Annotated in this window: 13 protein-coding genes; 3 read left to right on the plus strand and 10 right to left on the minus strand. The window is 61.9% G+C overall.

Translation table 11 applies throughout. The annotated features are described in order from the left end of the window. Positions 1 to 13: 13 nt before the first annotated feature. Entirely contained in the window at positions 14 to 595 is a 582-nt protein-coding gene (locus tag ACWGS9_RS06520; protein WP_454504450.1) for a DUF308 domain-containing protein, read from the minus strand. 255 nt (positions 596 to 850) lie between these two features. Here ACWGS9_RS06520 and ACWGS9_RS06525 point away from each other — a divergent pair, with 255 nt between their 5' ends. Beyond that, positions 851 to 991 (plus strand): hypothetical protein, encoded by a 141-nt coding sequence (locus ACWGS9_RS06525; protein WP_454504451.1) that lies wholly within the window; start codon positions 851 to 853, stop codon positions 989 to 991. A gap of 366 nt (positions 992 to 1,357) precedes the next feature. On the opposite strand, the gene ACWGS9_RS06530 is transcribed toward ACWGS9_RS06525, so the two are convergent. The 9 genes from ACWGS9_RS06530 to ACWGS9_RS06570 all read right to left on the minus strand — a co-directional run bounded on the left by ACWGS9_RS06530 (position 1,358) and on the right by ACWGS9_RS06570 (position 10,199). Beyond that, complete coding sequence (locus tag ACWGS9_RS06530; RefSeq protein ID WP_454504452.1) at positions 1,358 to 3,523, minus strand: malate synthase G; 2,166 nt, start codon at positions 3,521 to 3,523, stop codon at positions 1,358 to 1,360. A 276-nt stretch (positions 3,524 to 3,799) separates the two neighbouring features. Further along, a complete protein-coding gene (locus ACWGS9_RS06535) occupies positions 3,800 to 5,836 on the minus strand; it encodes a hydantoinase/oxoprolinase N-terminal domain-containing protein (RefSeq protein WP_454504453.1) in 2,037 nt (678 codons plus the stop codon). A 208-nt stretch (positions 5,837 to 6,044) separates the two neighbouring features. Beyond that, a complete protein-coding gene (locus tag ACWGS9_RS06540) occupies positions 6,045 to 6,347 on the minus strand; it encodes a cupredoxin domain-containing protein (protein ID WP_454504454.1) in 303 nt (100 codons plus the stop codon). 58 nt (positions 6,348 to 6,405) lie between these two features. Next, positions 6,406 to 7,032 carry a CDGSH iron-sulfur domain-containing protein gene (locus tag ACWGS9_RS06545; RefSeq protein ID WP_454504455.1) on the minus strand — a complete coding sequence of 209 codons (627 nt, stop codon included), beginning with the start codon at positions 7,030 to 7,032 and terminating at the stop codon, positions 6,406 to 6,408. A 171-nt stretch (positions 7,033 to 7,203) separates the two neighbouring features. Then, on the minus strand, positions 7,204 to 7,575 hold the full coding sequence (locus ACWGS9_RS06550; RefSeq protein WP_454504456.1) for an endonuclease domain-containing protein: 372 nt from the start codon (positions 7,573 to 7,575) through the stop codon (positions 7,204 to 7,206). A 118-nt stretch (positions 7,576 to 7,693) separates the two neighbouring features. Next, positions 7,694 to 8,065: a hypothetical protein gene (locus tag ACWGS9_RS06555; protein WP_454504457.1), complete on the minus strand. Its 372-nt coding sequence runs from the start codon at positions 8,063 to 8,065 to the stop codon at positions 7,694 to 7,696. Between the two features lie 309 nt (positions 8,066 to 8,374). Further along, entirely contained in the window at positions 8,375 to 8,722 is a 348-nt protein-coding gene (locus ACWGS9_RS06560) for a hypothetical protein (protein ID WP_454504458.1), read from the minus strand. A gap of 443 nt (positions 8,723 to 9,165) precedes the next feature. Continuing rightward, entirely contained in the window at positions 9,166 to 9,675 is a 510-nt protein-coding gene (locus ACWGS9_RS06565) for a hypothetical protein (RefSeq protein WP_454504459.1), read from the minus strand. Positions 9,676 to 9,686: 11 nt separating this feature from the next. After that, on the minus strand, positions 9,687 to 10,199 hold the full coding sequence (locus tag ACWGS9_RS06570; protein ID WP_454504460.1) for a hypothetical protein: 513 nt from the start codon (positions 10,197 to 10,199) through the stop codon (positions 9,687 to 9,689). Positions 10,200 to 10,374: 175 nt separating this feature from the next. Between ACWGS9_RS06570 and ACWGS9_RS06575 the strand changes: the two genes are divergently transcribed. Both ACWGS9_RS06575 and ACWGS9_RS06580 read left to right on the plus strand, forming a co-directional pair. Further along, positions 10,375 to 11,565: a DNA methyltransferase gene (locus ACWGS9_RS06575; RefSeq protein ID WP_454504461.1), complete on the plus strand. Its 1,191-nt coding sequence runs from the start codon at positions 10,375 to 10,377 to the stop codon at positions 11,563 to 11,565. Beyond that, positions 11,562 to 12,611: a DUF262 domain-containing protein gene (locus tag ACWGS9_RS06580; protein ID WP_454504462.1), complete on the plus strand. Its 1,050-nt coding sequence runs from the start codon at positions 11,562 to 11,564 to the stop codon at positions 12,609 to 12,611. Before ACWGS9_RS06575 ends, ACWGS9_RS06580 begins: the two co-directional genes overlap by 4 nt. Positions 12,612 to 12,852: the final 241 nt, after the last annotated feature.

Genomic DNA, 12,852 nt, shown 5'->3' on the forward strand with positions numbered 1-12,852 from the left:
AGCGGAGGAAACCTCAACTCGCGACCTGTCGCGGCTTGCGAAGGATATCGCTCACGGAAAGCCACACAGCGGACACCAGGAAGTAGAAGGCGCCGAAAGCGGCATAGGGCGCAACGTTGGCGATGCCAATGGCCTCGGTGCCGCCGGCCATCTTTACGAAGAACAGGCCGGCCAGCGCCGACTGGGCGCCGCTCAGGATCATTGCCCATTGCGCACCGTTGGTTTTCCAGCGACGCACGGCGGTGAGAAGCTGAAAGGCGCCGGAGACAACGGCCCAGACGCCATAGACCGAGAGCACCGTATTCATGCTGCGGCCAAGCGCGATGGCGACCGCAATCGCCGTTACGATGCTGACGGCGAAGTTCAACATCTGCGACTTGTTGCGGCGGAGCCCGCCGCTACGCTGCGCGTCGACATAGTTGGCGAGCGCGTCCCACACGGGGTAGGTCACCAGCATGACGGCAGCGAGCGGTTGACTGCTTCTTGCGACGGTGAAAGCCAGGGCAACCCAGGCCGCTGACACCGCAAACCGCAGATAGTAATAGAATTTGAGCCAGGCATTCGACGACCGGGCACGGTCGATTTGTGCAGACATGACGATACCTTTCATCCAATTGTGCCTACCAACTAATAGGTAGATACAAAATCGTCAATGCCTTGCGGACCGATCAGCGATCACCTCGATATCTCGTTTATGTGATCGGCGCCGGCTCACCGTCCCGCCGGCGGTCGACGGCGCGGCCGGCCTGCTCGAGGAAGTTGCCTCGTCAAATATCTCCGGCGAGGAAGACCGCTAGAGCCACACCGATCTGTAGGATTCCACGCCAATATCGACGGTGCCCAGAAGATCGTGGCACTGGTCGCGAAGGAGCACCCGGCGCTGATCAAGACCGTCAACGACAATTTCACCACCGTCGACACGATCCTGGCGAAGTACAAAACGGCGGATGGGCCTACGACAAGCTGTCCGACGCCGACCGAAAGGCGCTAAACGGCCCGGTGACGGCCCTGGCAGTGGATTTGCCCAAGCTGCGGGGGACGCTGGGGCTGAACTGAGGTTTTTCAAAAGAGCCGAGATCGCTTGAGTATGCTGCGTTGGGGTGCTGTTTGCCAATTAGGCAGAGGCCGGCGCCGCCCCTCATCTGGCTGCCGCCATCTTCTCCCCGTGAACGGGGAGAAGGGACTTGTCGCCGCTCCTTTCGCCAATTGTCAGCGCGGCAGGAATGGCGGCGCGTTGCGGCCAGCCTCTTTCGCCCCGTTTACGGGGAGAAATGCCCGGCAGGGCAATGAGGGGCAACGCTGACGGATGAAAAATGATCGCGGCGACTGACGCCGCGCCCTTCGATCCTCTGCCGGTTCACCCTTTCGCCTTCAGCTCCAGCCGCCGCTTATGCAGCACCGGCTCCGTATAGCCATTGGGCTGGCTCGTCCCCTTGAACACAAGGTCGCAGGCGGCCTGGAAGGCGATGGAATGGTCGAAGTCCGGCGCCATCGGGCGGTAGAGCGGGTCGCCGACATTCTGGCGGTCGACGATCGCCGCCATGCGCTGCAGCGAATCCCGGACCTGGATTTCCGAGCAGACCTTGTGGCGCAGCCAGTTGGCGATGTGTTGCGAGGAGATGCGCAGCGTGGCGCGGTCCTCCATCAGGCCGACATCGTTGATATCGGGAACTTTCGAGCAGCCGACGCCCTGGTCGATCCAGCGCACGACATAGCCCAGAATGCCTTGCGAGTTATTATCGAGCTCACGTTGGATCTCGTCCGGCGTCCAGTTCGGCCGCACCGCCACCGGCACGGACAAAATATCGTCGAGCTTGGCCTTCGGCCGGCTCTTCAGCGCCGCCTGCACGGCATGCACGTCGACCTTGTGATAATGCGTGGCGTGCAGGATCGCGGCCGTCGGCGACGGCACCCAGGCGGTGTTGGCGCCGGCCCTGGGGTGCGCGATCTTCTCAACCAGCATCGCCGCCATCAGGTCCGGCATCGCCCACATGCCCTTGCCGATCTGGGCATGGCCGGCGAGCCCGCATTCCAGCCCCGTATCGACATTCCAGGCCTCATAGGCGGAAATCCAGGCGGCCTGCTTCATGTCGCCCTTGCGGATCATCGGGCCGGCTTCCATCGAGGTGTGGATCTCGTCGCCGGTGCGGTCGAGGAAGCCGGTGTTGATGAACACCACGCGCGCTCTTGCCGCGCGGATCGCTTCCTTGAGGTTGACGGTGGTGCGCCGCTCCTCGTCCATGATGCCCATCTTGATGGTGTTTTTCGCCATGCCGAGCAGCACTTCCACGCGATCGAAGATCTCGACGGCGAAGGCGACCTCGTCGGGCCCATGCATCTTGGGTTTCACGACATACATCGAGCCGGCACGGGAATTGGCGCGGCGGCCGCTGGCGCCGACATCGTGCAGCGCGATCAGCGCGGTGATGGCCGCATCCATGATGCCTTCCGGCACTTCGTGGCCGTCGCGATCGGTTATCGCCGGATTGGTCATCAGGTGGCCGACGTTTCTGACCAGCATCAGCGAACGTCCAGGCAGCAGCAGCTGGCCGCCATTGGGAGCCGTGTAGCGGCGGTCCGGGTTGAGCTTGCGGACAAAGGTCTTGCCGCCCTTGGTGATCTCTTCGGAAAGATCGCCCTTCATCAGGCCGAGCCAGTTGCGGTAGACGACGACCTTGTCCTCGGCGTCGACAGCGGCGACCGAATCCTCGCAGTCCTGGATGGTGGTCAAAGCCGATTCCAGGATGACGTCGGCAATGCCGGCCGGATCGGTCTTGCCGATCTGGTTGGCGCGGTCGATGACGATCTCGATATGCAGGCCGTTCTTGACCAAGAGCACGGCTTCGGGATTCTCGGCATCGCCGCGATAGCCGGCGAACTGCTTTGGGTCGGCAAGCGTGGTGGCGCCGGCGCCTTCACCCAGTTTCAGCGCGCCGTTCGCGACGGACAACCCGTTGACGCCGGCCCATTTGCCAGTGGTCAGCGGCACCGATTGGTCGAGGAAATCCCTGGCCCAGGCAATCACCTTGGCGCCGCGCGCGGGATTAAAGCCCTTGCCCTTCTCGGCGCCGCCGGTCTCGGGAATGGCGTCGGTGCCGTAGAGCGCGTCGTAGAGCGAGCCCCAGCGCGCATTGGCGGCGTTGAGCGCATAGCGCGCGTTCATCACCGGAACGACGAGCTGCGGCCCGGCGACGACGGCGATCTCAGGGTCGACATGCTCGGTGCCGACGCTGAAGGCCGGCCCTTCCGGCACCAGATAGCCGATCTCCTTCAGGAAATTCTTGTAGCCTTCCATGTCGATCGGTGCGCCGTTCTGGCGGTACCAGCCATCGAGCTTTTCCTGCATGGCGTCGCGTTTGGCCAGCAGCGCGCGGTTCTTCGGCGCGAGATCGTGGACGATCGCCGAAAAGCCTGTCCAGAATTTCTCCGGGTCGACGCCGGTGCCGACTGCTGCCTCCTCGGCCACGAAGTCATGGAGCTCCCGGGCAATCCGCAACCCGGCGATCTCGATGCGATCGGTCATCAGCACGTCTCCAGATAGGTGGCCGAGGGAAGTCGGCCGTGTTTGCTGGCTCGGGGGCCTTTGGCATGTTTGGGGTTGCGGGGTCAATTCGGCTTAGGGTGTAGGGCGGCGCCGCCTTTCCTTCTCCCCTTGTGGGAGAAGGTGTCGCCGAAGGCGACGGATGAGGGGTGTTCCAGGGAAAACCAGCGTCTCACTCCGCTGGAATACCCCTCATCCGTCTCGGCGCTATCGCGCCGATCCACCTTCTCCCACAAGGGGAGAAGGAAAAAAGTCGCCTCACACCGCAATCCTTGGCCGCCCCGAAGCCACCGCCACCACATGCGCCTCGATGAACATGCGCTGGCCTTCGATGGTCGAGACCTTGAACTCGGTGGCAAGTTCGATCTCGGCATTGTCGGTGCCGGCGTTTTTGGCGCGTTCGGCAACGATCGCCTGCACATCGGCTTCGGCCGCCGCAATCGCCTTCTCCTCCTCGGTGAAGTCGCGCACCGTCTGGCCGGAGGCGAGGCGGAAGAGGCCTTCCCTGGGCTGGCTGACGCGGGCTTCGGCCGAGACGCGCACCTGGCCGACCACCGCGCCGAGCGCGTTGGCGACGTCGGTATCCTCCGGCACGATGCAGCCATTGCCGACGAGCGGCGGCAGGCCTGCATAATGCAGCGGCGCGGAGGCGCCGAGGCCGATGACCGGGCGGTCGAGCGCGACGGTGAAGCGGGCGATGCCGGGATGGGCATCGACCGCGCGCTGCACCAGCGCATGCGCGACGGTCGCGGCACCGTCCAGCCCGTCCTCGGCGAAAGCGGTCTCCAGGATGTATTCGGCCGACCAGCGGGTCAGCGTGACAAGCACGCGCTCGGCCAGCGCTTCCGGCGTCGCGGCGATCGCCTGGCCGCGACCGTCGCGGCGGCGGGCGAAAAGCTCGGCGCCGATGCGGGCGGTGGCTGGATCCCAGTTCGACTGCTTGCCCAGCACATGGGCGGCGTCGGACGGCGTGAAGCCCGATATGTGCACGAGCCCTCGCGCCACGAGCCGGTTCAGCGTGGCGTTCTGCGCGTTGGAAGCAAGCAGCCTGTCGAGCGCCAGCGGGGTGGCGCCGATCGTCTCGTAGAGTTTCGCTTCCGGCCCGGTGAGGCCGGCGGCGAGCCGGTCCGGCACGCCGGTGCGCACGGCGAAACGGCCATCCATGCGGCCGGGATTGGGCGCGCGCAGCTGCCGTTCCAGTTCCGACGTCACCGCCTCGCCATGCGCCAGGCCGGCCAGCGCAAGCGGCACCAGACGGCGCGGTCCGAGCAGGATTTTCGGGTCGAGCGCGCCGTCTTCCAGCGTGACTTCGGAATCGCCGCCGAGGCCGAAGGTGCGCATGGCGACCGCCTCGACCATGGTGCGGAAGCCGCCGACGGTGGCGCCTTCGGGATCGAGACGCGGCCGGCCACCATCCAGCACGGCGACATCCGTGGTGGTGCCGCCGATATCCGAGACCAAGGCGTCGTCCAGCCCGGTCATATGGCGGGCGCCGACGAGGCTGGCGGCGGGGCCGGAGAGAATGGTTTCGATCGGCCGCTGGCGGGCAAAGGCCGCCGACACCAGCGCGCCGTCGCCACGCACCACCATCAGGGGCGCGGCGATGCCGCGCTTGGCGAGGAAGCCTTCGGTCGCCGCGACCAGCCGGTCGATCATCGAGATCAGGCGGGCGTTGAGCAAAGTGGTGAGCGCGCGGCGCGGGCCGCCGAGCTTCGCCGAAAGCTCATGGCTGGCGGTGACCGGCAGGCCGGTCTTGTCGCGGATCAGGTCGCGCGCTGCTAGCTCATGCGCCGGGTTGCGGGTGGCGAAATAGGCGCAGACGGCGAAGCCCGACACCGAACGCCCAAGCTCCGGCAGTGCCGCCTCGAGACCGGAAAGATCGAGTTTTGCCGCATTGCCGTGCACGTCATGACCGCCGGGGCAGAACACCACCGGGTCGGTGCCTAAAGCCGTCTTCAGCCCGTCGCGGGCAAGATCGGCCTCGGAAAAGCCGATCATGACCAGCGCCACGCGCCCGCCCTGGCCCTCGACCAGCGCGTTGGTGGCTAAAGTGGTGGACATCGAGACCAGCTTTATCGCGGCCGGGTCGGTGCCGGATTTCTCCAGCACCGCATCGACCGCGCCGGCAATGCCGACGGCGAGATCGTGGCGCGTGGTCAGCGACTTGGCCTTGGCCAGCACCTTGCCTTTGGTTGGCTGATTCAGGGGCCCACCCTCTTCCGACCACAGCACGGCATCGGTGTAGGTGCCGCCGGTGTCGATGCCGAGGAAGAGAGGTTTTGGCTTGGCGGTCATTTGGGGCGGCAGTCCGGGACAAGAGGATCGGGTGCCTGCCCCTTAGCCGATACGGCGTTGCGGATAAAGAAGGGAGGGATGGGCCAAGGGACGGAGAGCTGGAGCGGCTTCGAAGATTTGCTGAGAAGTTGGCGCCAAGCCACCCCCCTCTGTCCCGCCGGCCTCTCTAATCATCAACGCAGGAGATCGGCTCCGCCGCCGGCGCCTCCTACTTCGCCGTGACAGTGCCCTTCATCGAGACGTGGATGGCGCAATGGAAGGGGTGCGCGCCGGCGGCTGCGATCTTGACCTTGGCGCTCTTGCCCGTGGCAAGCTGGCCGGTATCGAAGGATCCGTCATCCGCGGTGGCAGTGTGCGTCATCGGGTCGGCATTGGTGAAGGTGATGGTGTCGCCGACGGCGGCGCTGACCTTCGACGGGTTGAATTTCATGCCCTTGATCTGGACCGCGTGATTGGCGGCGTAGGCGGGCATGGCCAGGGCAAGCAGAGCAAGAACGAGCATGGTGCGCATGATGGATATCCTCCTGAGCGCGAGACCTCATCCTTAACTAACGCCGGCGCGGGGCTTGTCATGCCAGGAAGCCGATCTTTTTATGCGACCCATCGCAAAACGGCTTGTTGGCCGAGTGGCCGCAGCGGCAGAGGAAGACTTTTGTGGTGCGGGCGATGGTGTGGCCGGTGCCGGTGACAATCTCGGCATTGCCTTCGACCTTCAGCGGGCCGTTGGCGGTGGGCGTCACGTTGAGCGGGCCATCCCGCGCTTCCAGCACCTGCGCTTCCTTCAAGGGCGGCTCGCCGGTGGCGGTGAAGCCGGCCTTGATGTGGCTGTTGTCGCAGAACGGCTTGTTCTGAGACAGGCCGCAGCGGCAGAGCGTGGCGCGAAAGAAGGTCTCATCGCCCAGCACGATCTCGGCATGCACCGCCAGCGGGCCGTTCTCCCTGACGCGCACGGTGTTGACCGCCGGCGGCTTCTCCTGCGGCCCGCCATCCTTGCGGTTGTAGGTGATGGCGCCGGACGGGCAGTTTTCCGCCAGCGCCACGACCTGCTCGACGCTCGTTGCGTCTGGATGGATCCACTCGCCCGGCGCGTTGGGCACGAAGACATGCGGGTTGCCGAGCACGCAATTGCGCGAATGGATGCAGCGCTTGCCGCTGAAACCGACGTCGATCTTCTCGCCTTCGACCGTGCCTGCCATTTGGGTAGGGTACTCCTGTTGATGGGAGACAGGCTAGGGCGGCTGTGGGAAAGGCGTCAAGCTGGGAGGATGGGCAGCTTCTCCTTCTCCCCCTGTGGGAGAAGGTGGATCGGCGCGCAGCGCCGAGACGGATGAGGGGTGTTCCAGCTTGGCAAATACGCCCGATCGGCATCACCGCCAAGGTTGCAAACTTTCATCCCGCACATAGGCGATGATGGTGTCGCAGACCGCGTCCAGTTCCTTCAAAACATCGTCGTTCCAGAACCGCAGCACGCGGAATCCCCTCGCCTTCAGTTCGGCATCACGCTCCCGGTCATGGCGCGACTCCGCATGTTGGCTGCCGTCGATTTCGACGATGAGCCGAGCATCTGCGCAAAGGAAGTCGGCTACGAATCGGCCGATCGGCACCTGCCGTTTGAACATGATCTTGTCGAGACGGCGGCCACGCAACTCCTGCCATAAGCGGTCTTCCGTGTCCGTTGCCTCGCGGCGCATCGAACGAGCGAAATTTCGTTTGGCTGGGGTTATGGGCTGGTGCGGCATGCCATCATCGGTGCTCAGGCCAATAGCGTCTCACTCCGCTGGAGCACCCCTCATCCGTCTCGGCGCTGCGCGCCGAGCCACCTTCTCCCACAGGGGGAGAAGGGGAAGAGGCGTCCCCCTACTCCTGCAGATCGATCTCCTCGCTCTGGCCGCCGCTGCAGGTGTAGCAGCAGTCGTCGCAGATTTCCTTGTTGTTGGGGCCGACGCCCCAATAGGTTTCCTCGTCGCCGTCGACCCAGGCGCCGTAGCAGATCTTTTCGCCCTCGTTGCAGGAGATCGGCAATTGCTTGGTCTCGCCGTCGTCGAGGTAGAAATCCTTGCCATCGCCCGGCCAGACATAGTCGCGGTCCTGGCTGTAGAGTTCGACGCGCATGGCGTTGGGGTGATTGTTCTTGATCTGGAAGGTGACGTCGCCGGCATGGGCGGCGGGCACGAACAGGACGGCAAGCGAAAGCGCGGCGACGGCGCGGCGCGCGAAAAGGATCGACATGAAAACCCCCGAGGTAGAATCGGCCCCCACGGCCGATCGCGGGATGATGGCACGATGCGGGCCGCTGCCAAGGGGTTGGCGACGAAAATAGGTGACTGATTTTGGGGGATTGGCGGGACTTCCCCTTCTCCCCTTGTGGGAGCAGGTGGATCGGCGCGAAGCGCCGAGACGGATGAGGGGTGCTCCAGCTTGGCAAGGGCGCCATCGTGGAGCATCGAGCCCAATCGCCGGCGCCTCGTTTCTTCCAACACCCCTCATCCGGCCGCTTTGCGGCCACCTTCTCCCACAAGGGGAGAAGGGAAGACCCCGCTACTCGGCCAGGTCCACCGTCTCGGTCGAGTGCTCGGTGCAGATGAAGCAGCAGGTGTCGCAGGGCTGGTCGTTGTCGGGGCCGACGCCGGCGGAAACCCGGTCGTTGCCGTCGACCCAGGCCCCCCAGCAGATGTGCTCGCCCGGCTCGCAGGAGATCGGTACGGATTTTCGCGCCTTCGGCCGGATGAGGTAGACCTTGTCGTCGCCCGGCCAGACTTTGCCGCTGTCGCGGCTGAACAGCTCCACCGCGACGCCGTCCGAGCGCTTGTTGCGCACGAACACGGACATGTCGGCGGCGAAGGCCGGCGTGGTGAGGAGAAGGGCGGCGAGCAGAGCGCGAATCATGGCGGGGTCCCCGGACGGAGTAGAGCACGGGTGGAGTGCGTAATCTCCCCCTTGTGGGGATTGAGGAGTGGTCCGCGTAGCGGGCGCAAAGCCAATTGCTTGGCTTTGCGAACGACGAAAGCCCGGCAGAGCAGAGGGGGGCGCTTGTCCCGCCGAACTTCTCCATTCGTCATCCTCGGGCTTGACCCGAGGATCCATGCCGTGACGTTTGCCGTCGGGTGCGACGGTGCAGAATTCTATAACCGTTGCAACGCCTTAGCGGCACGGCATGGATCCTAGGGTCTGCGCGCGTCGCTTCGCTCCTTGCTCCGCCCTAGGATGACGACGGAAGTGTCGGCGTTCCTTCGCGCCCCCCTCTGTCCTGCCGGACATCTCCCCCACAAGGCGGGAGATCAGCGGCTTCGGCGCCCGCTCACCGTGCAACGTCGGCGATTTGCGGCGCCCTACCTCCTCACCACCACATGCGGCGCGAATGTCTTCACCGCGTCCACCAGGTCCTGGCCGCGCACGTCGAGCGAGGAGATTTCCATGTGCACAATGGTCTTGCCGAAGGGCATCAGGCCGAAGGCATTGGCGGCAGCGTATCTGATCTCGTCTGGCGGCTCCTCGGTGAGCTCGAAATTGAGCATCGCAGCACCCTTGCCGCCGGCGGCGAGGCGCACGCTCATGACCTTGTTCCACGGCACCAGCACGTCGCCGGCGCGAGCATCGCGGAAGCCTCGGCTGTCGAGGGTGACCTTGACCGAGGTGTCGAAGGCGCCGCGGGCTATGAAAACGCCGAGCGCGAGGCAGGCGGCGCCGAGCAGCGCGATCCACAGCACATGCCCGCCATCGGCGCCCGAGGCCACGCCCTGCAGCGCGCCGAAGCCGAAAATGCCGCCGATCAGGAACGGCCCGAGCGCCGGGAGAATCTTTCCCGAGGGGCTGTTGCGGAGTTCGAGCGGGGCGGCCATTTTTCGCCCATTCAACGCTCGGATTTCGCAATCGTCCAGATCCAGCCGATGAAGGTGAGGACTAGGAACGGATAGCCGGCGGCGGGCAGCGGCGCGGAGGTGGGCAACAGCTGAGCGCCCCACAGGATCATCGCCGCCGAGATGGTGAAGAGCAGCGCCGAGACTAAAGCGGTGAGCCGCATCCAGAGCGCGAAGGTGGCTGGCGCGCTGACCATGGTGAGCCCCGCCGCCCAGAGCGCAATGCCGCCGGCATAGGAAGGCACGCTCGCCTGCAGGCCCGCCGCGTTGCCGGCCAGAAGCAGGCTTTCGCCGGCCAGGAACGTCAGGAAGCCGGCCGCGACGAGATCATTGCCCAGCCGCTGGTATTTCAGGGTGAGCAGCGCTGCCGCGACGACGACCGCCACGCCGTCGATGGTCCACAGCGTCTCGCGCAGCGCGTCGCTGGCGACGAAGGTGCCCGCCAAGCCCAACGCGCCGCCAATGGCGAGGCCGATCGCGGCGATGGTGGCGGAGGTGGAGCGCATGTGATGTCTCCCCGAGCTGGGGAGAGGATACTGTATGGAAACACGTTCTTAAAGCCGGGATGAGACAGAAGGAGACGATTGGCTGGCGCGGCACTAGGACGGAAGTCAGCGAGACGCAATAATTTATTACCTTCGGAGTGTTCCCTTTTTTTTGCCCTGGCTTACAAAAGTCGCCATGCATGATGAGCCGGAATCACCCAAGCACACGCCAGCGACCAGAAGGGGTTCGATCTACCCTTACTACGCGGGATATTCCGAACAATTTGTCGAGTCTATTCTCAGGAAAATCAACGCATCAGAACAGGATACGGTCTTGGATCCATGGAACGGATCTGGCACCACGACGGCCGTTTGCACACGGATGGGCATTCGATCCTTCGGTGTGGATATAAATCCGGCAATGAAGCCTATAGCCGCCGTTCGCTCGATGCGCCCCGACAGGGTGGAGATGGCATGCGACCATGCGATAGCTATCATCAACTCGATGGAATTCGGCGACGAAGAAACGTCCCTTTTTGAACTCTGCGGAATGCTTTTGAAATGCGCGAAGAAAGGCTGTGATGTCGACCTGCATGACGCGTTGCGCTTTGGCTTTATGGTCACGTGCAGGGCACTTGCTCGGAGCATACGATCAAAGAATCCCACTTGGTTTTCGCTCCTATTGCTCAAGGCGGCAAAATTCAAACCAGAGGTGATTGCGGCCGAATGCTTATCTTCTTTCTCGGCCCTATCTAAATGGAAGACGGGCGCTGCCTCTGTCGGCGACAACGTTTCGCCCCATCTGACAACAGCAGACTGGAGCAAATTGCGTTGGCGAACCGCAGCGTCACACATCATTACGTCACCCCCATACCTCACGCGGATTGACTATGTGATGAAAACCTTGCCGGAGCTCCTTCTGCTGAATGCAGAGACTCCGATCGACCTGGACGCCCTGCGCCGAGCCATGCTTGGAAGTGTCCTGACGCTATCAGGAAAAAGGAAGGTCGGTCTCCCGAAAAGTTCCATAGCGGCATCGAATTTAGAAAAGATTTCTAGCCACAAATCGAAAGCGTCCTCGGCGTATTACTTGCAGTTTTTCTCTAGCTATTTTCTACGACTCGAAAATTCTCTCAAAAAAATTACTAACTCGGTTGACGACTTGCGAACGATAACTATCGTTACGCAGGGGTCATACTATAAAGAGATATTTGTTGACGTTCCCGCTATTGTCGACGAAATTTTGCGCAGTCATCAATATAAGCGCATCTCCAACTTCAGTTTCTTGGCACCTCACAATATGATAACGGTAAATAGTCGATCAGTCGCCTCTGGCTTTTCACCTCCACCTGAATATGCCGCCACCTACGAGAGGTCGTCCCTATGAAAGCCAATGCTTCCCCCATGTCTGTAGCGGACTATTGTGAAGGCATGGAAAAAGACCGCATCGTGGTGAACCACGATTACCAAAGGGAAGAGGGTGTCTGGACCCCTTATGCGCGATCGTATTTTATCGAATCGGTCCTTCTCGGATATCCCATACCGAAAATTTTTCTTTACACAAAATTTGATTTGAAGACGAAGCGAAGCATCAAAGAAATCGTGGATGGCCAGCAGAGGAGCCACGCACTGCTTCTCTTTTATCGAAATAAGACGCGCCTTTCGAAAAATATTCCAACTACGCAGCTACGCGAGAAAAGATATCGTGACTTATCTGAGGATGAGCAGGAAGCGTTTCTTTCATACTCTCTTTCGATAGATGAATTTAGTGGCGTTCCAGAGGACGATATTCGTGAGTCATTTGCCAGAATGAATGCGAACAACGTTTCTCTTAATGCTGAAGAACTTCTTAACGCGAAATATCAGGGAGAGTTTAAGTGGTTTATATTGGAGTTATCTCGGCTGTATAGAGAAGATCTTCTGAAGGCCGGAGTGCTCTCCCGCCGTGATATTGTCCGAATGGCCGACACGCGTATTTTTTCTGACTTGATTTCGATACTGGAGGATGGTTTCATTACGACTAAGCCCTCAAATATTGAGGCGCTTTATAAGCGCTACGATAGGGAGTTCGCTCTGTCGGCGCAGTACGGAAATTTGATCGCTGAAGCTTTTGACGCTTGGCGGCTGTTTGATGACGGGACCTACGAGCGGCTGGCCCGCAAGCACGTGTTCTATACCTATTTGGCGGCTCTTATCGCCAAGAGGAACTCTAATTTTGTTCTACCAGGTCTCAGCGGTGAACAGACAGAAGAATTAAGCGGCATTCGGCAACTTGGATTGACTTTGGCTTCGCTCAATCAAGCTCTGGCAGAGGAGGTTCCCGAGGCCGCGCTTTCGGATTTCGTTAGTGCCTGCTCTGAGAAGACAAACGTAGGCAATCAGAAATTTAGACGTTTTGCGTTTATTTTGGCCGCACTAGAAAACGAAGCATGACTTGGCGAAATGATTATTTGAAGAACCTCAGTTTCGTTCGGCAAAGAAGCACTAAGCTGGAGCTTGCGTACATGACGCGGAGCTGGGATCAGCCGGCAGTGTCGTCTTTCTACGTTGGCAGTTTGGTTGTTGAGCTCGATAATCTTTGTGTGGACGCGTTGCGTTCTTATGCCATAACTGTAATTCGTCGTGAGCAAACAAGGGGCCTGGCCATCCGACGGATTGGCCACCGTCCGCTTTT

It is taken from the genome of Mesorhizobium sp. Arg314 (genome assembly GCF_053714275.1).

What these genes read in the sequence shown, in the direction of transcription:
- ACWGS9_RS06520 (WP_454504450.1), bottom strand. Translation starts at nt 595, where the DNA reads ATGTCTGCACAAATCGACCGTGCCCGGTCGTCGAATGCCTGGCTCAAA.
- ACWGS9_RS06530 (WP_454504452.1), bottom strand. Translation starts at nt 3,523, where the DNA reads ATGACCGATCGCATCGAGATCGCCGGGTTGCGGATTGCCCGGGAGCTC.
- ACWGS9_RS06535 (WP_454504453.1), bottom strand. Translation starts at nt 5,836, where the DNA reads ATGACCGCCAAGCCAAAACCTCTCTTCCTCGGCATCGACACCGGCGGC.
- ACWGS9_RS06540 (WP_454504454.1), bottom strand. Translation starts at nt 6,347, where the DNA reads ATGCGCACCATGCTCGTTCTTGCTCTGCTTGCCCTGGCCATGCCCGCC.
- ACWGS9_RS06545 (WP_454504455.1), bottom strand. Translation starts at nt 7,032, where the DNA reads ATGGCAGGCACGGTCGAAGGCGAGAAGATCGACGTCGGTTTCAGCGGC.
- ACWGS9_RS06550 (WP_454504456.1), bottom strand. Translation starts at nt 7,575, where the DNA reads ATGCCGCACCAGCCCATAACCCCAGCCAAACGAAATTTCGCTCGTTCG.
- ACWGS9_RS06555 (WP_454504457.1), bottom strand. Translation starts at nt 8,065, where the DNA reads ATGTCGATCCTTTTCGCGCGCCGCGCCGTCGCCGCGCTTTCGCTTGCC.
- ACWGS9_RS06560 (WP_454504458.1), bottom strand. Translation starts at nt 8,722, where the DNA reads ATGATTCGCGCTCTGCTCGCCGCCCTTCTCCTCACCACGCCGGCCTTC.
- ACWGS9_RS06565 (WP_454504459.1), bottom strand. Translation starts at nt 9,675, where the DNA reads ATGGCCGCCCCGCTCGAACTCCGCAACAGCCCCTCGGGAAAGATTCTC.
- ACWGS9_RS06570 (WP_454504460.1), bottom strand. Translation starts at nt 10,199, where the DNA reads ATGCGCTCCACCTCCGCCACCATCGCCGCGATCGGCCTCGCCATTGGC.
- ACWGS9_RS06575 (WP_454504461.1), top strand. Translation starts at nt 10,375, where the DNA reads ATGCATGATGAGCCGGAATCACCCAAGCACACGCCAGCGACCAGAAGG.
- ACWGS9_RS06580 (WP_454504462.1), top strand. Translation starts at nt 11,562, where the DNA reads ATGAAAGCCAATGCTTCCCCCATGTCTGTAGCGGACTATTGTGAAGGC.